We start from the raw sequence: 21483 nt of genomic DNA, 5'->3' as shown, positions 1-21483 counted from the left end.
GTCCCGTGCGGCCCGTGCGGGACGCTCCACTGTTCCGGTGCCGCGGGTGTGCGCTCGACACGGCGTCGGCAAAGGTGCTGCCGGGGCGGGCGTAGCGTAGAGGGCATGTCGAAGTACGGATCGTTTCCCGGTACCCGACCCCGTCGGCTGCGGACCACTCCCGTGATGCGGCGCATGGTCGCCGAGACGCGGCTGCACCCGGCCGACTTCATCCTCCCCGCCTTCGTGCGGGAGGGCGTGAGCGAGCCCGTGCCGATCGCCGCGATGCCCGGTGTCGTCCAGCACACGCGGGACAGCCTGAAGAAGGCGGCCGCGGAGGCGGTGGAGGCCGGGATCTCCGGGATCATGCTGTTCGGGGTGCCGGAGGAGTCGAAGAAGGACGCCATCGGGACGCCGGGCACCGACCCGGACGGGATCCTGCAGGTCGCCATCCGCGATGTGCGGGCCGAGGTCGGCGACGAGCTGTTGGTCATGTCCGACCTGTGCCTCGACGAGACGACCGACCACGGGCACTGCGGTGTGCTCGACGAGCAGGGACGTGTCGACAACGACGCGACGCTGGAGCGGTACGCCGAGATGGCCCAGGTGCAGGCCGACGCCGGCGCCCATGTCGTCGGACCCAGCGGCATGATGGACGGGCAGATCGGGGTCATCCGGGACGCGCTCGACCAGATCGGTCGGGAGGACGTGGCCGTCCTCGCCTACACCGTCAAGTACGCCTCCGCGTTCTACGGCCCCTTCCGCGAGGCCGTCGGCTCCTCGCTCCAGGGGGACCGGAAGACGTACCAGCAGGACCCGGCCAACGTGGGCGACGCGCTGCGGGAGCTGGCGCTGGACCTGGAGGAGGGGGCCGACATGGTGATGGTCAAGCCCGCCGGGCCCTACCTCGACATCGTCGCGCGGGTCGCCGACAGCGTGGACGTGCCGGTGGCCGCCTACCAGATCTCCGGCGAGTACTCGATGATCGAGGCCGCCGCCGAGAAGGGCTGGATCGACCGCGACCGGGCGATCCTGGAGGCCCTCACCGGCATCAAGCGGGCCGGAGCGCGGAACATCCTGACGTACTGGGCGACCGAGGTGGCGCGAAAGTTGCGCTGAACCGGGCAACGGTACGGAACAGATCAGGCCTCGAATCGGCCACCGACCAGCATCGGAACGCACTCGGTTCGGCTACGGAAGCAACTCGATCTCATGAACTTGCGTTGCCCGGAGGGTGATTCGCGGTGATCGATGATGGATCTTGGATGGATCTGTCCGTATTTCCGCGAACCCGTGTGGGGGACATAGGGAATTGACGAGTTCTCGTCAGCGTCCCTACCTTCTGCGCTTGGCCTGACCCGTTCCGGATGGTCCGAACGTCGATCCCTGGGGGACGCACCATGAGCTGGTTTCTCGAAGTGCTGAAGAAGTACGCGGTGTTCAGCGGCCGCGCGCGCCGCAAGGAGTACTGGATGTACACCTTGTTCGTCGCCATCATCTACGTGGTGCTGAGTGTGCTGTCCGTCGCGACGAAGTCGTCCGCGTTCTCGATCCTCCTGGTCATCTTCTGGCTCGCCATCCTGCTCCCCAGCCTGGGTGTCGGTGTCCGCCGGCTGCACGACACCGGCCGCTCCGGCTGGTGGCTGCTGTTCGGGATCGTCCCGCTCGTCGGCGGCATCACGCTGCTGGTCTTCACCTGCCTGGACAGCGAGCCGGGTCCGAACAAGTACGGCCCGAACCCGAAGGAGGCGGCGGTCTACGCCGGCTGATCTCCTCAGCGACCTCCGGGGCCGCCCGGCTCTCCGCCGGGCGGCCTCTTCGCGTGCGGGGGGCCGGGGGCGTGCAGGGACCGGGCCTGACTGGTCGCCGGGCCCTCGTCCTTGAGGCCGGTGCCGTCCTGGCATCCCGTCAGGCCGAGCGCGACGAGCGCGGCGAGGAGCAGGGCGGTGAGCGAGCGGCGGATGGCGGGCATGGTCGTGGGAGCCTTCTGTGGGGTGGCTGGGGTGCGGGCCTCAGCCTGAGTGATGATCGCCCGCCGACGCCACGGTCCGCGCGAGAGTCGGGACGCCGAGGCGGCGGGATGATCTCTGACCTGCAGGGATGTCACTTCCCAAAGGGCGTCCGTGGGACGGGTCGCGGATGCCGGTACGGCGGGATCGCCGGTCGGGCACCATCAAGTCCGGCCGGGAGTTAGGTTGTTGGCGACTGGTCGCGGTCGCCCGTACGACCGCCTCGATTCCCCAGGAGACACCCGTGTCCGGTGACGCACTGAGCCAAGACCCCGCCCTGCTGCGCGGCAGGATCGACACCACCAAGGCGCACCCGGCCCGGGTCTACGACGTCTTCCTCGGCGGCAAGGACAACTACCCGGTCGACCGCGCCGCGGCCGCCGCCGGGCTCGCCGCCAACCCGCGCGGCTACCTCGACGTACGGCACAACCGCGACTTCCTGCGCCGCGCGGTGAACACGCTCGCCCAGGACGACGGCATCCGTCAGTTCCTCGACATCGGCACCGGCCTGCCCACCGCGGAGAACGTCCACCAGATCGCCCAGCGGATCATCCCCGACTCCCGGGTGGTGTACGTCGACAACGACCCGGTGGTGCTCACCCACGCCCGTGCCCTGCTCACCAGCGGGCCCGAGGGCCGTACGGACTACGTCGACGCCGACTTCAACAACCCGGCGCACATCCTCGAACAGGCCGCGAAGACGCTGGACTTCGACCAGCCGATCGCGCTCTGCCTGGTGGCGATCCTGCACTTCGTCAAGGACGCGGAGGCCTACCCGATCGTGCGCGAGCTCATCGAGGCGCTGCCCTCCGGGAGCCGGCTGGTGCTCAGCCACCTCACCGAGGACCTCAACCCCGAGAACATCCGGGCGGTCCAGCGCACGTACACCGAGCGGGGGTTCACCTTCGTGCTGCGGACCCGGGCCGAGGTCGAGCGCTTCTTCACGGAGAGCTCCCTCGAACTCGCCGAGCCCGGCGTCGTCCCCGTCCACCGCTGGCGGGCCGACCACGCCGCCCCGGTCCCGGAGCAGCCCGAGGCCTCCTACCTGGAGACCCTCGACGCCATCGAGAAGGTCCGGTACGCCGACATCAACGACGTGACGGACGCCGACATCAACGTGTACGCGGGGATCGGCCGCAAGGCCTGAGAGGCGGCTGTGTCCGTATCCCGGAAATCTCGTTGTAGGCGGCACGCACATCCCTAGGCTGCGGGCACGAACCGTCGTCCCGCAGCCGCCAGGAGCCGTGCCCATGACCGTCGCGCCCGCCTTCGCCCCCGTCCCGCCGCTCGCCGCGCGGGCCCGGTCCGTCGCCGGTTCGCCGGTCCGGGACATCCTCGCCGTCACCGCCCGCCCCGAGGTGATCAACTTCGCGGGCGGGCTGCCGGCGCCGGAGCTGTTCGACGCCGAGGGCATCGCGGAGGCCTTCCGCGCGGTGCTCGCCGAGTCGCCCGCGCGGGCCCTGCAGTACTCGACGACGGAGGGCGAACCGGCCCTGCGGGAGGCGCTGGCCGCCCGTACGTCCGCGCGGGGACTGGCGACGGCGGCCGACGACATCCTCGTCACCACCGGCTCCCAGCAGGCACTCTCCCTGCTCGCGACCGCCCTGCTGGAACCCGGCGACACGGTCCTCGTCGAAAGCCCCTGCTATCTGGCCGCGCTCCAGGCCTTCGCCTTCGCGGGAGCCCGGATCGTGCCCGTCCCGTGCGACGCGGACGGAGTGGACCCCGGGGCTCTGGAGGACCTGGTGGTCCGGGAGCGGCCGAAGCTCCTCTACACCGTGCCCACCTTCCAGAACCCGACGGGCCGCACCATGCCGGCCGCCCGCCGGGCCGCCGTCGCCGGGGTCGCGGCCCGGTGCGGGCTGTGGGTCGTCGAGGACGACCCGTACGGCGAACTCCGCTTCGAGGGCGAGCGGGTCCCGTGGATCGCCGCTGGCGAGGGGGCCGGAGACCGGGTGGTCCTGCTCGGCTCCTTCTCCAAGGTCATGGCGCCGGGCCTGCGACTGGGCTGGCTGCGTGCCCCCGCCGCACTGCGGCGGGCCTGCGCGGTCGCCAAGCAGGCGGCCGACCTGCACACCCCGACGGTCAACCAGCTCGCCGCGGCCCGCTACTTGGCGGACCGGGACCTCGACGCGCACGTCGCCCGGGTCGCGGGCGCCTACCGCCGGCGACGGGACGCGATGCTGGCGGGACTGCCGGACGCCCTGCCGGAGGGCGCGGCCTGGGACCGTCCCGAGGGCGGCATGTTCCTCTGGGCCCGCCTCCCGGAGTCGTACGACACCACGGCCCTGCTGCCGGAGGTGGTGCGCCACGACGTGGCCTACGTCCCCGGGGCACCCTTCTACGCCGGCGCCCCGGACCGCTCGACCCTGCGGCTGTGCTTCGTGACACAGACGCCGGAGGAGATCGCGGAGGGGCTGCGGCGGCTGGGGGAGGGTCTGCGGAAGTAGGGCGAATGTCGGGGTCGGCTCCGACCGTGGGGGGACGGACCCGGTGGGCGGGTGTGCCTACGGTGAGGGCATGTCCGACACAGTGGAGTTCGTGGAGTCCGACCTTGACGTGTACCTCGGGCGGATCGGCTGGGAGGGGCCGCGGCGGGCCGACGCCGAAACCCTCCGGGGGGTGCATCTGGCGCATATGCGGGGCATCCCCTTCGAGAACCTGGACGCCCTGCGCCGTACGGCTCCCTCGCTGGCGCCCGCCGACCTGATGGCCAAGCTGGTGCGGGGGCGGCGCGGCGGCTACTGCTACGAGCACAACACGCTGCTCGCGGGCGTCCTGGAGGCCCTCGGGTTCCGGGTGAGGCGGCTGACGGCACGGGTCGTGGTGGGTGCCGACCGCGTCGAGAGCCGTCCGCGCACCCATATGGCCCTGCTGGTCGAGGTGCCGGGCGAGCCGCTGCCGTATCTCGCCGACGTCGGCTTCGGGGCGATCGGCGCACTGCTGGAACCGGTGCCGCTGGTCGCCGGCACCGAGTTCCGGGACGCCGGGCGGCGGCACCGGCTGGTGACCGTGCCGCACCCGGGGCCGCTGGAGCTGTGGGTGCTGCAGGCCTACGGCGACGAGAAGGGCGGCGTCGCCTCGGACGGGCCCTGGCAGGCGCAGTACGCGTTCACACTGGAGCCGTTCGAGCGGGCCGACTACGAGGTCATCAACTGGCACGTCGCCACGAACCCGCGCTCGCCGTTCACCCAGCGGCTGTACGTGCAGAGCGTCGACGCCGAGCGGCACCTCCTGCTGCACGGACGGGTGCTGACGGAGACACGGTCCGACGGGTCCGTACGGGAGCGGGAGTTGGCGGACGAGGACGAGGTCAGGCGGCTGCTGGAGGGGGAGTTCGGGGTCGTGGCGCCGGAGGGGATGGCCTTGTTGCCGTGACGCGCGGTCAGTCCCACCAGAAGTGCCACACCCGCTCGCCGAGCAGTTTCTGGGCGTACGAGGTGAGGGTGTCGCCGGTGTCCACCAGGACCGTGTACGGGCAGAAGGCGTAGTGCTCGGCGGCGACCGCCTCCGCCTCGGCGAGGTCGGCGGGCGGCGCCGCCACCGAGACGGCCAGGTGATCGAAGCCCAACGCCACGACCCGTGTGCCGAAGCGGTCCTCCCAGGAGCGCAGCACCGCGCAGAGACGGGCGACGTCCTCCTCGTAGTTCACCGGCCCGCTCCAGCCGACGGCCGCCGGGATGTCGGCGCTGCGGCGGGCGGGCACCAATGCAAGGTGTGGCTCCTTGAACCAGGGCCGCCCCTCGGTGAGGGAGTCGGCGACTTCGGCGGCTCGCTCGTCGGGGTCGGCGGCCGGCACCGGGGAGGGCGCCAGCCCCGGCCAGTGCTCGTCCTCCGGCGGGTCCTCGTCCCAGAGCTCCGCCAGCACCTCGTCGGCGTCGTGATCACCGGGATAGGAGGACTCCCCGGGCATCAACTCCCAGCCCTCCGGCCCGCCCTGGCCTCCGCCCACGTCCAGGAGGACCGGTAGCAGTCCGACTCGCGGCGCGGCTCCCAGCAGACGTGCCCAGGCACCGGGCGTCGCCTGTTCCTCTGCCAGCCACAAGAGGGGTTCGTGCCAGGGGCCTTCGGTCGTCTCGTCGACCAGTCGGCCCGCGGGCAGCTCCAAGCCGAGGGAGGTGAGCCTCGGAAGGGGATTCGGAAGTGTCGCCATGTCGGTGACTGTAGAGGGAGGCACTGACATCACACTCCCCGCCACTTTCAACCTATAGCTCATGGGGGGCCTTGCGGCAAGGCCCCCCTCGTGGCGCACAATCGCAGGCCGAAGCCGAGAAGCTGGGTAAATGGGGGATTCAGGAAGTGTCTGTGTCTTTGTCCGCGTTCGACCTTTCCGGCAACCTCACCGCCAAAACCGACCCCGCGCTGATCGCCCGCGACGAGCAGCAGTTCGCGGACATCGCGGCGAGCCTGGAGCAGGCGATCGCCGAGGTGTCCGAACGCCTCGACGCCGAGCTCAAGGCGCCCGGCGGCATCGGCCAGGCCGCCATGGACCGGGACATCGAGGTGCACCGGCTGAACGGACGGCTGCGCACCCTCCGCCGCTTCGGTCTCGACCTGTGCCTCGGGCGCATGGTCGAGGCCGACAACCCCGAGCAGCCCGTCTACATCGGCCGTCTCGGGCTCACCGACAACGAGGGCCGCCGCCTGCTGACCGACTGGCGTTCCCCGGCCGCCGAGCCCTTCTTCGCGGCGACCCACGCCAACCCGATGGGCCTGGTCAGCCGCCGCCGCTACCGCTGGACCGACGGGCGGATCAGCGACTACTGGGACGAGGTGTTCACCGCCGACCAGCTGGAGCACAACGTCGCGCTCGACGACCAGTCCGCCTTCATCGCCAGCCTCGGCACCAACCGCTCCGAGCGTATGCGGGACGTGCTGGCCACCATCCAGGCCGACCAGGACGCCATCATCCGCGCGGGTTCCCGGGGCGCGCTCGTCGTCGACGGCGGTCCCGGCACCGGCAAGACCGTCGTCGCCCTGCACCGCACCGCCCACCTCCTCTACTCCGACCCCCGCCTCGGTCACCGGCGCGGCGGCGTGCTGTTCGTCGGCCCGCACCGGCCGTATCTGGCGTACGTCTCCGACGTGCTGCCCAGCCTCGGCGAGGAGGGCGTGCAGACCTGCGTCCTGCGGGACCTCGTCACCGAGGGGGAGACGGCGACCGTGGAGGCCGATCCGGAGGTGGCCCGGCTGAAGGCCTCCGCGGACCTGGTGAAGGCGGTCGAGAAGGCCGTCCGGTTCTACGAGGAGCCGCCCACCGAGGGCATGACGGTCACCGTCGACTGGGTCGGCATCCCCCTCACCGCCGACGACTGGGCCGAGGCCTTCGACGCCCCGGAGCCCGGAACCCCCCACAACGAGGCCCGAGACCAGGTCTGGGAGAAGCTGGTCGAGATCCTGACGGACAAGTACGACGGCGACGTGCCCCTTGACCTGTTCCGCAGGGCGCTGCGCCGGAACGAGGAGCTGAACGCCGCCCTCGGCCGTGCCTGGCCGTTGATCGAGGCGGCCGACCTGGTCGGGGACCTGTGGTCGGTGCCCGCCTACTTGCGGATGTGCGCTCCCTGGCTCGACCGGGACGACGTACGACGGCTCCAGCGCGCCGAGCCGCAGGCCTGGACGGTGTCGGACCTGCCGATCCTGGACGCGGCACGGCAACGGCTCGGCGATCCCGAGGCGTCCCGACGCAGGCGCCGGCACGAGGCCGAGGTCGCTGCCGAACGCGCCTACCGGGCCCAGGTCACCGAGGACCTGCTGCGGACCGACGACGACTGGCAGCGCATGCTGATGACCATGCTGAAGGGGCAGGACCTGCAGAACTCCCTGGTCCCCCTGGACGCGCCGCCCGCCGCCGAACCGGATCTGCTCGCGGGCCCGTTCGCGCACATCGTCGTCGACGAGGCGCAGGAACTCACCGACGCGGAGTGGCAGATGCTGCTCTCGCGCTGTCCGTCCCGCAGCTTCACCATCGTCGGCGACCGCGCCCAGGCCCGGCACGGTTTCACCGAGTCCTGGCGGGAGCGCCTCGAACGGGTCGGACTCGACCGCGTCGAACTGGCCTCCCTGACCGTCAACTACCGCACTCCGCAGGAGATCATGGCGGAGGCCGAGCCGGTCATCCGGGCCGCGCTCCCCGACGCCAACGTGCCGACCTCCATCCGCAGCGGCGGAGTCCCGGTCACGCACGGCCCGGCCACGGACCTGGACGCGGTCGTGGACGGCTGGCTCGCCGAGCACGCCGACGGCATCGCGTGTGTCATCGGCGCCCCCGCCTACCGCCCACCGACACCCCGTGTCCGCTCCCTCACCCCGGAACTGTCCAAGGGTCTGGAGTTCGACCTGGTGGTCCTCGTCGACCCGGAGAGCTTCGGGGACGGCATCGAGGGGGCCGTCGACCACTATGTGGCGATGACCCGGGCGACCCAACGGCTCGTGGTGCTCAGCAGCACCCGCTCGCGGTGAAGGCGGCCCAGGCGGCCGGGGTGACCTGGAGGGTGGGGCCGGTGTCTGCGGGGTTCTTGGAGTCGCGGATGTGGATCGTGTGGGGGGTGAGGGCGACTTCGATGCATTCGCCGCCCTCGCTACCGCTGTAACTGGACTTGCGCCAGGAGAAGGCGACTTCCACGCACTGTCCGCCTTCGTCGCCGCTGTAGCTCGATTTGAACCACTCAAGTGATTCGGTGCTCATTGGTCTCCTAGCAGGCGGTCGAGAAGGCCCATGGAGTCCTGGGTGGTCAGAGCCTGCGTCCGCAGCATCGCATACTTGCGCGCGAGGATGGACACCTCATCTGCGTCGGAAACCCACTGGCTGCCGCGTTGCGACTCGGTATAGGCGAGGTGCTGGTGGTCCGGTGTTTCGAGCAGCGTGAAGGGGCCGTTCAGGCCTGCGTTGTATGGACTGTCCAGCTGCAGGAACTGCAGTGACACGCAAGGCAGTTCAGTCACCGTCCGCAGGTGCCGAAGCTGCTCGCGCCACACCTCGGCCCCGCCGATCCGCATACGCAGTACCGGCTCCCACACGATGAAGCTCAACGTCGGCGGGTTCCTGCGGTGCAGGATCTCCTGGCGTTCCAGGCGGGCGGCCGTACGCGTCTCGATCTCGGTCTCGTCGTACGCGGGGACACGGTTGCGCAGTACCGCGCGGACGTACGCATCCGTCTGGAGAAGACCGGGAAGCACCGCATTGTCGTACCAGGACAACGCAATCGCCTCCCTCTCATGCTCCATGTACAGCTCCGCCCACATCGGGAACTGGTCGATGTCCGGGAGGTTGGCCACGCCCGCCGACAACGTGCCCTTGGTCTGGAGGGTCTCGTCGAGTACGGCGGCCAGGTCCGGCTTCAGGGCCCGCCTGCCCTGCTCGATCGAGGCGATGGTCTCCTCGTCGACCCGGACGGCCGCGGCGAGGGAGTTCTGGGTGAGGCCCGCGGCGCGACGCGCGGCGCCCAGTTGCTTGCCCAGCATCTTCATGGACGTGAGGTTCTTCGGCCGCGGTGGCCTCCTGGCGCTCATGCAGGACTCCCTCCCCCTCGGGACGCGTACGTCACCGGGTGCGAGCCCGTACAAAAAATCTGTACGGGTTTACGGAGTGATCAACACTAGTCACTCTGCGCAACTCTCGTCCTGTGAATGACACGATCCAACTCCCCACCCTGCGCGAGCGGTTCTTCCGCCGTGAGCGCCGATCCGTGCAGGCCGCGCGGAGGTTCACGGCGGAGACACTCACCGGCTGGGGCCTCGCCGGGACGGACCGCGCCGACGACGTACTGCTCTGCGTGAGCGAACTGGTCACCAACGCCCTGCTGCACGGCGTACCGCCCGGCCGCCACTCACGGCTGCTCCTGCGCTACGACGGACGGGTGCTGGGCGTCGAGGTGCACGACAGCGGCCCCGGCGAGCCCCGCGTCGTGGAGAGCGGGGACACCGGGGCCGAAGGCGGGCGCGGACTGCTGCTGGTCGCGGCCCTGAGCGACCAGTGGGGCGTCCGGGACCGTGAGTTGGGCAAGGCCGTGTGGTGCGAGTTCGAGGTCAGAGACGCTCGGGCGTCCTGATGCCGAGCAGCGCCATCCCCTGGTGGAGGGTGCGAGCCGTCATGTCGCACAGGAACAGACGGTTCTCGACCTGCGCCGGGGTGTCGGCCTTGAGGACCGGGCACTTGTCGTAGAACGACGTGTACAGCGACGCCAGTTGGTAGAGGTAGGCCGCCAGCTTGTGCGGGGCGTACTCCGCGGCCGCCTCGAAGACCGTGTCGCCGAAAGCGTCCAGGTGCAGGCCCAACGCCCGCTCCGCCGGGGCGAGTTCGAGCTCCGGGTGGGCGGCCGGCTTCGTGTCGCCCGCCTTGCGCAGGATCGACTGGATACGGGCGTACGCGTACTGGAGGTAGACGCTCGTGTCGCCGTTCAGCGACACCATCTGGTCCAGGTCGAACTTGTAGTCCCGGTTGGGGGACGTCGACAGGTCGGCGTACTTCACCGCGCCGATGCCGACCTGCGTGGCCCGCTCCTGGATCTCGTCCTCGGTGAGGTCCTGGGCCTTCTCCCGGACGACCTCCGCCGCCCGCTGGACCGCCTCGTCCAGCAGGTCCTCCAGTCGTACGGTCTCGCCCTCACGCGTCTTGAACGGCTTGCCGTCCGCGCCCAGCACCGTGCCGTAGCCCATGTTGTGCGCGGTCACGGAGTCGGTCAGCCAGCCCGCACGCCTCGCCGCCTCGAAGACCATCTTGAAGTGCAGCGACTGGCGTACGTCCACGACGTAGAGGAGCGAGGTGGCGTGCAGGTCGTTGACCCGGTTGCGGATCGCCGTCAGGTCGGAGGCGGCGTAACCGAAGCCGCCGTCCGCCTTCTGCACGATCAACGGCACCGGCTGGTCGTCCTTGCCCCGGATGTCGTCGAAGAACACGACGAGCGCGCCCTCGGAGCGCACCGCGACACCCATCTCCTCCAGGAGCCGGGCGGTCTCGGGCATGCCCTCGTTGTACGCGGACTCGCCGACGATCTCCTCGTCCCGGATCCGCATGTCCAGCTTCTCGAAGACCGAGTAGAAGTAGACCTTCGACTCGTCCACGAACTGCTGCCACAGCTCGAGGGTCTCCTTGTCGCCGGACTGCAGGGCGACGACCCGCTTCCGCGCCCGCTCCTTGAACTCCTCGTCGGAGTCGAAGACCGCGCGCGAGGCCTTGTAGACACGGTTGAGGTTCGACATGGCCTGCTCGCCGTCGACGTCGGCCGCGGGGGCCAGCTCGCCGGGGTTCTCGAACAGGTACTGGATGAGCATGCCGAACTGGGTGCCCCAGTCGCCGATGTGGTGCCGGCCGATCGTCTTCTCGCCGGTGAAGTCGAGCATGCCCCGCAGGGCGTCGCCGATGACCGCGGAGCGGAGGTGACCGACGTGCATCTCCTTGGCAACGTTCGGCTGGGCGTAGTCGATGACCGTGATGCCCGCGTTCTCCTTGAGGGGCACCCCGAGGCGGTCGCCGTCCGCGTACCGGGCGGCGAGGTTCTCGGTGATCGCCCGGTCCGCGATGGTGAGGTTCAGGAAGCCGGGCCCGGAGACCTCGACGTCCTTGATCAGCTCGTCGCCGGTGGTGATCCGCGAGACCACCTGCGTCGCCAGCTCCCGCGGGTTGGCCTTGGCCTTCTTGGCGAGGGCGAGAATGCCGTTCGCCTGGAAGTCCGCCCGGTCACTACGTCGCAGCAGCGGGTCCGCGGTGACCTCCGGCAGGGTGGCCGAGAGGGCGGACGCGAGCTGCTGGTTGACGGAGTCGCTGAGGGACGTGACCGGGGCCATAGGAATGGGTGCCGTTCTCCTCGTGGGGATCGATAGACCCAACCAGTATCCCATGGGAGGTAAAGCGGTTTTCCCGGGCGCATGGGCGTCTGTGACAATGGAGCGTCACCCGTTCAGAAAGAAGGACGTGCCGATCGTGGCTCAGAGCACCGAGACCACCGACTGGGTCTCCCGTTTCGCGGATGAGGTCATCGAGGAGTCGGAGCGTCGAGCCCCCGGCAAACCGGTCGTCGTCGCCTCCGGGCTGTCGCCGTCCGGTCCGATCCACCTCGGCAACCTGCGTGAGGTCATGACCCCGCACCTCGTCGCCGACGAGATCCGGCGGCGCGGACTCCAGGTGCGCCACCTCATCTCCTGGGACGACTACGACCGCTACCGCAAGGTGCCGGCCGGTGTCGCCGGGGTCGACGAGACCTGGGCCGAGCACATCGGCAAGCCGCTGACGTCCGTTCCCGCGCCGAAGGACTCCCCGTTCCCGAACTGGGCCGAGCACTTCAAGGCCGCGATGGTCGAGTCGCTGGCCCAGCTCGGCGTGGAGTTCGACGGGATCAGCCAGACCGCCCAGTACACCTCCGGCGTCTACCGGGACCAGATCCTGCACGCGGTGGCGCACCGGGCCGAGATCGACGCGATCCTCGACCAGTACCGCACCAAGAAGGCCCCGGCCAAGCAGCCCCAGAAGCCGGTCGACGAGGCCGAACTGGAGGCCGCCGAGGGCTCCGGCGCGGCCGGTGAGGACGACGGCTCCTCCTCCGGCTCCGTCGGCTACTTCCCGTACAAGCCCTACTGCGGCAACTGCGAGAAGGACCTCACCACCGTCACCTCCTACGACGACGACACCACCGAGCTGACCTACTCCTGCACCTCCTGCGGCTTCTCCGAGACCGTCCGGCTGGAGGAGTTCAACCGCGGCAAGCTGGTCTGGAAGGTCGACTGGCCGATGCGCTGGGCCTACGAGGGCGTCATCTTCGAGCCGTCCGGCGTGGACCACTCGTCCCCGGGGTCCTCCTTCCAGGTCGGCGGGCAGATCGTCGGGATCTTCGGCGGCAAGCAGCCCATCGGGCCCATGTACGCCTTCGTGGGCATCAGCGGCATGGCGAAGATGTCCTCCTCGCGGGGCGGTGTGCCGACGCCCGCCGACGCCCTGAAGATCATGGAGCCGCAGATCCTGCGCTGGCTCTACGCCCGCCGCCGGCCCAACCAGTCCTTCAAGATCGCCTTCGACCAGGAGATCCAGCGGCTCTACGACGAGTGGGACAAGCTCGACGCCAAGGTGGCCGACGGCGCCGCCCTGCCGGGGGACGTCGCCGCGCACGCCCGCGCGGTGGGTACGGCCGCCGGTGCGTTGCCGACGACGCCGCGACCGCTGCCGTACCGCACGCTCGCCTCGGTCGCCGACATCACCGCCGGCCACGAGGACCAGGCGCTCAGGATCCTCTCCGAGCTCGACCCGGAGAACCCGCTCGCCTCGCTGGACGAGGCACGGCCACGGTACGACCGGGCCGAGGCCTGGATCAACACCCAGGTCCCCGCCGACCAGCGCACCATCGTGCGGGACGAGCCCGACGCCGAGCTGCTGAAGTCCCTCGATGAGGCCTCCCAGCAGTCGCTGCGGCTGCTGCTCGACGGACTGGAGTCGCACTGGTCGCTGGACGGCCTGACGCACCTCGTCTACGGCGTCCCCAAGGTGCAGGCCGGGTTCGCCGCCGACGCCACGCCCAAGGAACTGCCGGCCGAGATCAAGACGGCCCAGCGGACGTTCTTCGCGCTGCTGTACCACCTGCTGGTCGGGCGCGACACCGGACCGCGCCTGCCCACGCTGCTGCTGGCGGTGGGACAGGACCGGGTACGGCGCCTGCTCGGCGAGTAGCGAGCAGCGAGTAGCGAGTAACGGCAACGGAAAGGGGCCCTCTGCCGAGGGCCCCTTTTCCTGTTCCTGTGCCTGTGACCTGGTCAGGCGATGTGGTCTTCCTGCAGTTCCGCGGTGTGCCGGTTGGTGAAGCGGTTGACCATGCGCTCGGCATCGCGCTGCGGGAGCGTGGTGCCGTAGGTCGCCTCCACGTCGTCCCTGAACTGGCCCGAGGTGGGGTAGCTGCCGTCTATCGACTTCTTGAAGACCAGGTAGTAGTCCTCCTCGGTCGGCTCCGGCGGCCCGCCTCCCTCACCCAGCTCCCGGGTACGCCCGGGGCTCACCGGTATGGGAAAGCTTCCGGTCTCCTCCATCGAGGGCTCTTCCTGGTACTGCTGCTCCCGATACTGCTCTTGGTACTGCTCGGCCTGCTGCTGTTCCGCCATCCACTGCGCGTACTGCTCCGGGTCGTACGTCGGGTCGTAGTCGCCGTGGTACTCGATCTGCTGGGGGTGCCGGGCGTGCAGCCAGGGACTCACCTCCGGCTCGGGTGCCTCGGGCACGTAGTCGTACTGCTCCGTCGGCCGTGGTGCGGGCGCCGCCTCCACCGCGCGGTTCACCGGTGGGGCGGTGATCTCCTGCGTGGGCGCCGGGGGCAGGAGGACCGGCTCTATGCCCGCCGCGGCCAGGCCCGCCGGGGCTGTTTCCGCCAGGGGAACGCCGTAGCGGGCCAGCCGCAGCGGCATCAGGGACTCCACCGGAGCCTTGCGGCGCCAGGCGCGGCCGAACCTCGAATGCAGCCGGGCCCGGTAGACGAGACGTTCCTGCTCCAGCTTGATGACCTGCTCGTACGACCGCAGCTCCCACAGCTTCATACGGCGCCACAGCAGGAACGTCGGGACCGGGGACAGCAGCCAGCGGGTGAGCCGCACGCCCTCCATGTGCTTGTCGGCCGTGATGTCCGCTATGCGGCCGATCGCGTGCCGGGCCGCCTCCACGGCGACGATGAACAGGATCGGGATCACGCCGTGCATGCCCACGCCCAGCGGGTCCGGCCAGGCCGCCGCGCCGTTGAAGGCGATCGTCGCCGCCGTCAGCAGCCACGCCGTCTGCCGCAGCAGCGGGAAGGGGATGCGGATCCAGGTCAGGAGGAGGTCCAGGGCGAGCAGAACACAGATACCGGCGTCGATGCCGATCGGGAACACGTACGCGAAGTTCCCGAAGCCCTTCTTGATGGCCAACTCGCGGACCGCCGCGTACGAACCGGCGAAGCCGATTCCGGCGATGATCACGGCGCCGGTCACGACCACGCCGATGAGAACGCGGTGCATCCGAGTCAGCTGCAGTGGCGCGGCCACCCGTACTCCCCTCCCCTTGCGTGTTGTTGCGCGCAACAGGGTGGCACATGTGTACGTCGGACGTACCGCCGGACGGGAGGAGCCCGGCCCTCACAGGGGGCCGGGCTCCGTCAAAATGCGGTGCTGAGCTGCGAATTGCCGTCCAGATGTGACGGTCAGCTCTTCTTCGACGCTGAGGAGGAAGGGGAGCTCGACGGGGACGCGGAGGACTTCCCGGCCTTCGACGCCGACGCCGACGGCGCCGCGGGCTTCGAAGGCGACGGCTTCGCCGTGCCCGAACCCGAGTCGCCGCCGGAACCGCCGCCCTGGCCGCCGTCGCCGTTGGCCGCCGCCACCGAGGCCACCGCCTCCTTGGCCGCCTGCTGCGCCAGCTTGCTCAGATCGTTGGCGTTCGGCGTCTTGTCACCGGCCAGACCCGCGCCGTTGTAGTCGAGGGTGACGACCACGTTCTCCACCCGCGCCACGACCGTCTGCTGCTTGAAGGCGCCCTCCTTCTTCTTCAGGTCGTAGCGCACCGCCGTCGCCTCGTCGCCCGTCCCGGCGACCGCCTGCGACGTGACGTTCTTCGCGCCCGCCACCGACTGGGCGTCCTTGAGCTGCTTCTCGTAGTACACGTGCGCCAGCTGGTTGCCCTCACCGCGCGCCGCGTCCGAGTCGAAACGCAGCAGAGACACGTTCAGCCAGCGGAACTGCGAGCCCTTCACACCGTTGTTGGCCAGACTGCTCCACGAGCAACTCGCCCGCGTGCCCGCCTCGTCCGAAGAGCCCTTCTTGCCGGACTTGGCCCCCTTCGGCACCAGCGAGGTCAGCGTCTTCTGCGACAACGTCCCGCACGAGTCGGGAATCGTCCGGTACGCCGCCGCCTGCACCGTCGGCGACGCGCTCCCGCCCGCCGACGAGGACGTCTTCACGCCGCTCTGCGACCCCTTGCTCCCGCTGTCACCGGAGCCGGAGTCCGAGGAACAGCCGGCGATGATCAGCATCACGGGGACCGCCGCCGCGCAGACAAGGACACGGCCCAGGCGCCCCGCCCGCTTCTCTCGCTGGTCGAGCTCATCTCGCTGTGCTGGTCGCTGCATGGTTCCTTCACTCATGACGCTCGTGGTTCCTGCCGTCGGATCGGGTCCGAGGGGCCACGGTACGCGGTGAGGTCTCTGTGCGGTTTTGCTTTGAAAGCTTTGCGAAGGGACGCGGGGGAGCGGTGAACACCCCTTATCCGCCCAGCGTGTCCGCCAGCTGAGAAGCCAGTTTCCTTGCCCTGTCCTGCATTTCCTTGCTGTCCGGGACCGTGCCGACGGTGGCCGGCTGCTCCTCGTACTCGATGGTCACGATGACGTTCGACGTGCGGAACGCCACAGTCACCGTGCGCTGCTGCGCCGTCGAACCGGAGCCGCCGACCACGTCGTCGAGGAACGCCTCGTCGCCGAGACCGGAGAGGACGCGGGGCTGGAGGTCGGAGGGAGGCGCGGACGAGGAGGAGGACGGCGCGGCGGAGGTGGAGGACGATGCCGAGGACGAGGCGGTGGGTGAGGAACCGGCGTCGGCGGTCACGCCCGCGTCCGAGCTCGAGGTGGTCGGCTCGGGCAGGTCCGCCGCCGCCACCTTCGTCGCGAACAGCTGCTGGGCCTCGGCGTCGTCGCTCACCCCGTTGCCGTACGACACCACCCGCTCGAAGTCGACGAGGAGATGGTCCGTCGCGTCCGTGGACTCCACCTTCCAACGGCAGCCGGACTTGCGGTCGGTGTCGTAGGTGAGGTCGGCCTCTCCCTCGTACGCCTTCTGGCGCTGGTCCTGGTCGGCGATCTGCTTGATGCCGGGCAACAGGGAGTCGAGGGTGTTGTGGCTGACCGCGCTGCACGGTTCCGGAAGCGTGTCGTACTTGCCCGGCTGGGCGACGGCGGTGGCCGAGCCGGCGTTGCCCGGGTTCGCGTCGTCCGTCGTGCCGCCGCCGCTGGAGCCGCCGGTGCAGCCGGCCAGCAGGGCCGCGAGGAGTGCGGCGACGCCGGGTACGTACGCCTTCCGCTGCACGGTCAGGCTCCTCTCGCTGGTTAATGGCTTGCCGCGCAGGGGGCACCCCTGCAGACAATGTCTATCGCACGCAACGCCGTGACCGCCGGTCCGCTGTCCTTTTCGTAGACCTTGGCGCCTTTTTTGCGATTACCCACTTCTATATGGCTCTGTTGTTTTTTTGGGGGGAATGAGGAAGACATGTCGTACGTCGAGATACCGGGCGCGAAGGTCCCGATCCGTATGTGGACCGACCCCGCGTCGGTCGAGGAGGGCGCCCTCCAGCAGCTCCGCAATGTCGCCACCCTGCCCTGGATCAAGGGCCTCGCGGTCATGCCGGACGTCCACTACGGCAAGGGCGCTACGGTCGGCTCGGTGATCGCGATGCGGGGTGCGGTGTGTCCGGCGGCGGTCGGGGTGGACATCGGCTGCGGAATGTCGGCGGTGAAGACGTCCCTGACGGTGAACGACCTGCCGGGCGACCTGTCCCGCCTCCGCTCGAAAATCGAGCAGGCGATCCCGGTGGGCCGCGGCATGCACGACGATCCGGTCGACCCTGGGCGGCTGCACGGGTTCGCGACGGCCGGGTGGGAGGACTTCTGGGGGCGGTTCGACGGGGTTGCGGAGGCGGTGAAGTTCCGGGAGGAGCGGGCCGGAAGGCAGATGGGAACGCTCGGAAGTGGCAACCACATGATCGAGGTTTGTCTCGATCAGTCGAATTCGGTCTGGCTCATGCTGCACTCCGGTTCCCGGAACATCGGCAAGGAACTGGCTGAGCACCACATCGGAGTTGCTCAGAAGCTCCCGCACAACCAGGGGCTGATCGACCGTGACCTTGCGGTTTTCGTCTCGGACACACCGCAGATGGCGGCGTACCGGAACGACCTCTACTGGGCGCAGGAGTACGCCAAGTACAACCGGGCGATCATGATGGCACTGTTGAAGGACGTGATCCGCCGGGAGTTCAAGAAGGCGAAGCCGACCTTCGAGTCCGAGATCTCCTGCCACCACAACTACGTGGCCGAGGAACGCTACGAGGGCATGGACCTGCTGGTTACCCGCAAGGGAGCTATTCGGGCGGGTTCCGGTGAGTTCGGAATCATCCCCGGCTCGATGGGAACCAGCTCGTACATCGTAAAGGGGCTCGGTAACGAGAAGGCCTTCAACTCTGCCTCGCACGGTGCGGGTCGGCGCATGAGCCGGAACGCGGCGAAGCGACGCTTCACGGTGCGGGATCTGGAGGAGCAGACGCGGGGAGTCGAGTGCCGTAAGGACTCCGGTGTGCTGGACGAGATACCGGGCGCCTACAAGAACATCGATCAGGTGATGGAGCAGCAGAGCGATCTCGTCGAGATCGTGGCGAAGCTGAAACAGTTCATTTGTGTGAAGGGCTGATGGCTGAGGCCCCCGGCAGGACCGGGGGCCTCCCGGTCCTGGTCTTCATCCCAGCGGCGGTGAGTCATGACCTTCATGCCTGCGGGGCGGGCCCCCGTCGTCAGCGAGTCGGCGGCCGTCTGCTTTCGTTGGAGGGACAGGCAGCCAGGGTAGTACAAGTCGGCTGCCAACTCCTGCGCGGCTTCCTTCATGTAGAGGATGTTGTAGATGCCGTCTCGGCCGTTGCGCTTGAGCGTGCGCCTTGTGCCGGTTAGTTCCTGCGCGTAGGAGCTGAGGCAGCCACCGACGGCTGTACTGGCGGTGGTCAGCGAGATGAAGGGGAACCCCTGCCCTGTGTAGCCCACCGAGCCGTCGGCGTCGATAATTCCCCGGAGGTAGTCGCGCAGAGAGAATTCGCTTCGCGGTGGGGTAATTGTCTTGGACTTGCGGCCATAGGGCAGGCCGAGGGAGTTGAGCCGGGACCTGGCTTCGAGTGAGCAGAGGGTCCACGTGGCCGAGTTGTGCATCTCGGAGAAGTTCGTGGACCGCGTCCGCTCGGTGATACTGCTGTAAAAAACGGCGTCAACTTCTGAAATCTGCAAAGGAGTTCAATGTCCTTGGCGTTGATTTCGACGGTCAGTCGCCCCTTCTGGCCCACCCCCTGGGCCAGATGGCCGTCCGCCTGCAAGAAGCCGAACATGTACGCGTACTCGGGGACCGTGAGGTCCATGAACCGGTGGGCGTTAGGCTCGCAGTCAGCCATGAGGAAGTTGTTCCTTCCTTGCTGGTCAGGCCCTCGGTCAGGGATGCCGCCCTGCCGAGGGCCGTCGAGTTGACGATGTGCTGCGAGACTAGGTCGCCAGTTCAGGCGGCGTTCGGGTGATCGATGACGTTCACTCCTGTGAGTTACCCAAGCCGCTTCTCCAGCAGCGTCACCGCGTACGGGCTGCCCGACCCGCCCTCCTTGGCTCGCTGTTCGCCGACCACTTCGTAGCCCGCCGCCTCGTAGTACGAGCGCAGGGCGGGGTTGGTGGCGAGGCAGTCGAGGCGGGCGTGCGGGCGGCCCTTTGCGGTGATGCGGGATTCCGCGTGGGTGAGGAGGTGGCGGCCCGTGCCGGGTGGGGAGGTGTGGGGGACCGTCATGAGGCGGTGGATGTAGCCCGCGTCGGCGGGGCGGGGGCCCCAGGCCGCCGGGTCGTCCCACCAGAGTTCGTAGGCGCCGGTCGGACGGTCGTCCGCGTACGCCAGCCAGACCTCGCCCTCCCGCATGCGGGTGTGGAAGTGGGTCTCGTCCTTCTCGCCCGGCTTCCACTGGTCGATGCCCCGGGCCAGTTGCCGGAGGGCGGCCGTGTCGCGGAGGCGGACCAGGGCGGGGGCGTCGGAGGGGGTCGCCCTGCGGTAGGTCAGGAGCGGCCAGGTGGTGGGGCGGGGTTCCAGGAGGGACGCGCGGAGGCGGGATGCCAACTCTGATGCGTCGAGGGACAGTTCCTCGGTCACATACCTCTCGATCGAGCCGTGACGCGCCTTCATGGCGGCGAGGTAGGTGCGCATGACCGTCGCCGGGGCGCGGCCGAAGCCCAGCCAGGTCGGTGCGCGGCCCTCCCGTGCCGTCCAGGCCGCGAGGATCGCCGGTGCCGCGAGTTCGGTGAGGCTGTAGTCCTCGATGATCGTCTCGTCCGGGACGCCCAGCAACGACAGGACGAAAGCCGCCAGTTGACCCGTGCGGTCCTTGCCGGACGCGCAGTGGAAGACCAGGGGGTCGGAGGACTCCGCCGCGGCCACGATGAGTTCCAGCGCCCGGCGGATCTCCTTCGTGCCGTCCTGCGCCACCTCCATGTACCGCTCCGCCAGGTACGGGCCCGGGTCGACCTCGGGCGGCAACGCCGGCTGGTCGTACGGGCGGTGCTCGATGCTGAGGTTGTGGTAGCTGAAGGACGCGTCGTCCGGCACCCGGCCGCGCTTCTCGATCTCCCAGGGGTGGCGGAGGTCGACGACCGTGCGGACGCCCAGCGAGAGGAAGCGGGACCAGTCCTCCGTGCCCTTCCGCACCTTGCCCAGCGAGTCCGACCGGTACAGGCGCCCGGGACGGATCCGGCGCCGGTCGGGGGTCGAATAGCCGCCCAGGTCACGGAAGTTGTGCAGCGAGTCGAAGCGCAGGTGTCTGTCCACAGGCTGTGACTCTATGCCTACTTGGCGTGCAGCACGGCGTAGATCATCACGAACGCGACGACATGGATGCCGAAGAGAAAGTACGCGAGGTAGTACCAGACGTACCGTTCGCGTTTCTTCTCCAGTTCGAGGCGTCGCCGTTCACCCTCGTCGGCGGCCATCACAGGTCCCGGTGGACTTTTGTGTTCGACGCCTGGGCGCGCGGACGCAGGACCAGGAGGTCGACGTTGACGTGGTGGGGGCGGGTGACCGCCCAGCCGATGGTGTCGGCCACGTCGTCGGCGGTCAGCGGCTCGGCCACGCCCTCGTACACCTTGGACGCCTTCTCCGTGTCCCCGCCGAAGCGGGTCAGCGCGAACTCGTCGGTCTTGACCATGCCGGGCGCGATCTCGATGACCCGCACCGGCTGTCCGACGATCTCCAGGCGGAGCGTCTCGGCGAGGACATGGGCGCCGTGCTTGGCGGCGACATAGCCCGCGCCGCCCTCGTAGGTGCCGTGGCCCGCGGTGGAGGAGACCACGACGACCGTGCCGTCGCCGCTCGCGACCAGCTTGGGCAGCAGCGCCTGGGTGACGTTCAGCGTGCCGAGGACGTTCGTCTCGTACATCGTGCGCCAGTCGGCGGGGTCGCCGGTCGCGACCGGATCGGCGCCGAGGGCTCCGCCGGCGTTGTTCACGAGGACGGCGACCGTCTTGAAGGCCGTCGCGAACTCGTCGACGGCGGCGCGGTCGGTGACGTCGAGCCGGTACGCGGTCGCCTGGTGGCCCGCCTCGTTGAGCTCCTTGGCCAGCGCCTCGATGCGGTCCTCGCGGCGGGCGGTGAGGACCACGCGGTAGCCGGCCTCGGCGAGCCTGCGGGCGGTCGCGGCGCCGATTCCGCTGCTCGCGCCGGTGACGATCGCTATGCGGGACGGGGCCATGAAGGTGCTCCTCGGCGGGTTCGGTGTGCGGGT

The 21483-nt window shown here is 69.4% G+C and carries 21 protein-coding genes; 9 read left to right on the top strand and 12 right to left on the bottom strand.

The features are described from left to right. The first annotated feature begins 105 nt into the window (after positions 1-105). Together hemB and ABZ453_RS17375 are read left to right on the top strand one after the other, a co-directional pair. The gene (gene hemB / locus ABZ453_RS17380; RefSeq protein ID WP_359015809.1) at positions 106-1098 is read left to right on the top strand and encodes a porphobilinogen synthase; all 993 of its coding nucleotides are present in this window, start codon (positions 106-108) and stop codon (positions 1096-1098) included. 281 nt (positions 1099-1379) lie between these two features. Beyond that, positions 1380-1748, top strand: a complete 369-nt coding sequence (locus ABZ453_RS17375) for a DUF805 domain-containing protein (RefSeq protein WP_359015808.1) — start codon at positions 1380-1382, stop codon at positions 1746-1748. A 5-nt stretch (positions 1749-1753) separates the two neighbouring features. Here ABZ453_RS17375 and ABZ453_RS17370 read toward each other — a convergent pair whose 3' ends face one another. Beyond that, positions 1754-1951, bottom strand: a complete 198-nt coding sequence (locus tag ABZ453_RS17370) for a hypothetical protein (RefSeq protein ID WP_359015807.1) — start codon at positions 1949-1951, stop codon at positions 1754-1756. A gap of 281 nt (positions 1952-2232) precedes the next feature. Between ABZ453_RS17370 and ABZ453_RS17365 the strand changes: the two genes are divergently transcribed. The 3 genes from ABZ453_RS17365 (at position 2233) to ABZ453_RS17355 (ending at position 5366) form a co-directional block, all read left to right on the top strand. Then, the gene (locus tag ABZ453_RS17365; RefSeq protein WP_359015806.1) at positions 2233-3135 is read left to right on the top strand and encodes an SAM-dependent methyltransferase; all 903 of its coding nucleotides are present in this window, start codon (positions 2233-2235) and stop codon (positions 3133-3135) included. A gap of 103 nt (positions 3136-3238) precedes the next feature. Beyond that, positions 3239-4438: a PLP-dependent aminotransferase family protein gene (locus tag ABZ453_RS17360; protein WP_359015805.1), complete on the top strand. Its 1200-nt coding sequence runs from the start codon at positions 3239-3241 to the stop codon at positions 4436-4438. Between the two features lie 70 nt (positions 4439-4508). Further along, a complete protein-coding gene (locus ABZ453_RS17355) occupies positions 4509-5366 on the top strand; it encodes an arylamine N-acetyltransferase (RefSeq protein ID WP_359015804.1) in 858 nt (285 codons plus the stop codon). Positions 5367-5373: 7 nt separating this feature from the next. On the opposite strand, the gene ABZ453_RS17350 is transcribed toward ABZ453_RS17355, so the two are convergent. Continuing rightward, a complete protein-coding gene (locus ABZ453_RS17350; protein ID WP_359015803.1) occupies positions 5374-6141 on the bottom strand; it encodes a DUF4253 domain-containing protein in 768 nt (255 codons plus the stop codon). Positions 6142-6287: 146 nt separating this feature from the next. Between ABZ453_RS17350 and helR the strand changes: the two genes are divergently transcribed. Further along, on the top strand, positions 6288-8450 hold the full coding sequence (gene helR, locus ABZ453_RS17345) for an RNA polymerase recycling motor ATPase HelR (protein ID WP_359015802.1): 2163 nt from the start codon (positions 6288-6290) through the stop codon (positions 8448-8450). Here helR and ABZ453_RS17340 read toward each other — a convergent pair. Together ABZ453_RS17340 and ABZ453_RS17335 are read right to left on the bottom strand one after the other, a co-directional pair. Next, a complete protein-coding gene (locus ABZ453_RS17340) occupies positions 8428-8676 on the bottom strand; it encodes a DUF397 domain-containing protein (protein WP_359015801.1) in 249 nt (82 codons plus the stop codon). The genes helR and ABZ453_RS17340 overlap by 23 nt on opposite strands. Further along, positions 8673-9500, bottom strand: a complete 828-nt coding sequence (locus ABZ453_RS17335) for a helix-turn-helix transcriptional regulator (RefSeq protein WP_359015800.1) — start codon at positions 9498-9500, stop codon at positions 8673-8675. The genes ABZ453_RS17340 and ABZ453_RS17335 overlap by 4 nt, the downstream gene beginning before the upstream one ends. A gap of 113 nt (positions 9501-9613) precedes the next feature. On the opposite strand from ABZ453_RS17335, the gene ABZ453_RS17330 reads away from it, so the two are divergent. Next, a complete protein-coding gene (locus ABZ453_RS17330; RefSeq protein ID WP_133043485.1) occupies positions 9614-10039 on the top strand; it encodes an ATP-binding protein in 426 nt (141 codons plus the stop codon). Here ABZ453_RS17330 and argS read toward each other — a convergent pair. After that, positions 10017-11774 carry an arginine--tRNA ligase gene (argS, locus tag ABZ453_RS17325; RefSeq protein ID WP_359015799.1) on the bottom strand — a complete coding sequence of 586 codons (1758 nt, stop codon included), beginning with the start codon at positions 11772-11774 and terminating at the stop codon, positions 10017-10019. The two genes, ABZ453_RS17330 and argS, sit on opposite strands and share 23 nt — an antisense overlap. Before the next feature lie 127 nt (positions 11775-11901). On the opposite strand from argS, the gene lysS reads away from it, so the two are divergent. After that, complete coding sequence (gene lysS / locus ABZ453_RS17320) at positions 11902-13644, top strand: lysine--tRNA ligase (protein ID WP_359015798.1); 1743 nt, start codon at positions 11902-11904, stop codon at positions 13642-13644. An 83-nt stretch (positions 13645-13727) separates the two neighbouring features. Here lysS and ABZ453_RS17315 read toward each other — a convergent pair whose 3' ends face one another. The 3 genes from ABZ453_RS17315 to ABZ453_RS17305 all read right to left on the bottom strand — a co-directional run bounded on the left by ABZ453_RS17315 (position 13728) and on the right by ABZ453_RS17305 (position 17009). Beyond that, positions 13728-14981 carry a DUF2637 domain-containing protein gene (locus ABZ453_RS17315; protein WP_359015797.1) on the bottom strand — a complete coding sequence of 418 codons (1254 nt, stop codon included), beginning with the start codon at positions 14979-14981 and terminating at the stop codon, positions 13728-13730. A 155-nt stretch (positions 14982-15136) separates the two neighbouring features. Next, the gene (locus ABZ453_RS17310) at positions 15137-16075 is read right to left on the bottom strand and encodes a DUF3558 domain-containing protein (RefSeq protein WP_359015796.1); all 939 of its coding nucleotides are present in this window, start codon (positions 16073-16075) and stop codon (positions 15137-15139) included. Between the two features lie 118 nt (positions 16076-16193). Continuing rightward, positions 16194-17009, bottom strand: a complete 816-nt coding sequence (locus ABZ453_RS17305; RefSeq protein ID WP_359015795.1) for a DUF3558 domain-containing protein — start codon at positions 17007-17009, stop codon at positions 16194-16196. Between the two features lie 180 nt (positions 17010-17189). On the opposite strand from ABZ453_RS17305, the gene ABZ453_RS17300 reads away from it, so the two are divergent. Further along, the gene (locus ABZ453_RS17300) at positions 17190-18383 is read left to right on the top strand and encodes an RtcB family protein (RefSeq protein ID WP_359015794.1); all 1194 of its coding nucleotides are present in this window, start codon (positions 17190-17192) and stop codon (positions 18381-18383) included. On the opposite strand, the gene ABZ453_RS17295 is transcribed toward ABZ453_RS17300, so the two are convergent. From ABZ453_RS17295 to ABZ453_RS17280, 4 genes are all read right to left on the bottom strand, one after another. Continuing rightward, positions 18308-18964, bottom strand: a complete 657-nt coding sequence (locus tag ABZ453_RS17295; RefSeq protein WP_359015793.1) for an LAGLIDADG family homing endonuclease — start codon at positions 18962-18964, stop codon at positions 18308-18310. The genes ABZ453_RS17300 and ABZ453_RS17295 overlap by 76 nt on opposite strands. Positions 18965-19268: 304 nt before the next feature. Continuing rightward, positions 19269-20531 (bottom strand): GNAT family N-acetyltransferase, encoded by a 1263-nt coding sequence (locus ABZ453_RS17290; RefSeq protein WP_359015792.1) that lies wholly within the window; start codon positions 20529-20531, stop codon positions 19269-19271. A 17-nt stretch (positions 20532-20548) separates the two neighbouring features. Continuing rightward, the gene (locus ABZ453_RS17285) at positions 20549-20692 is read right to left on the bottom strand and encodes a hypothetical protein (protein WP_356949302.1); all 144 of its coding nucleotides are present in this window, start codon (positions 20690-20692) and stop codon (positions 20549-20551) included. Beyond that, positions 20692-21450 (bottom strand): SDR family NAD(P)-dependent oxidoreductase, encoded by a 759-nt coding sequence (locus ABZ453_RS17280; RefSeq protein ID WP_359015791.1) that lies wholly within the window; start codon positions 21448-21450, stop codon positions 20692-20694. Before ABZ453_RS17280 ends, ABZ453_RS17285 begins: the two co-directional genes overlap by 1 nt. Positions 21451-21483 lie beyond the last annotated feature (33 nt).

The sequence above is a fragment of the Streptomyces sp. NPDC005799 genome (assembly GCF_040630525.1).
GTDB lineage: Bacteria > Actinomycetota > Actinomycetes > Streptomycetales > Streptomycetaceae > Streptomyces > Streptomyces griseorubiginosus_B.
The sequence above is the reverse complement of the archived record's forward strand: the minus strand, read 5'-3'. Positions and strand labels throughout refer to the sequence as shown.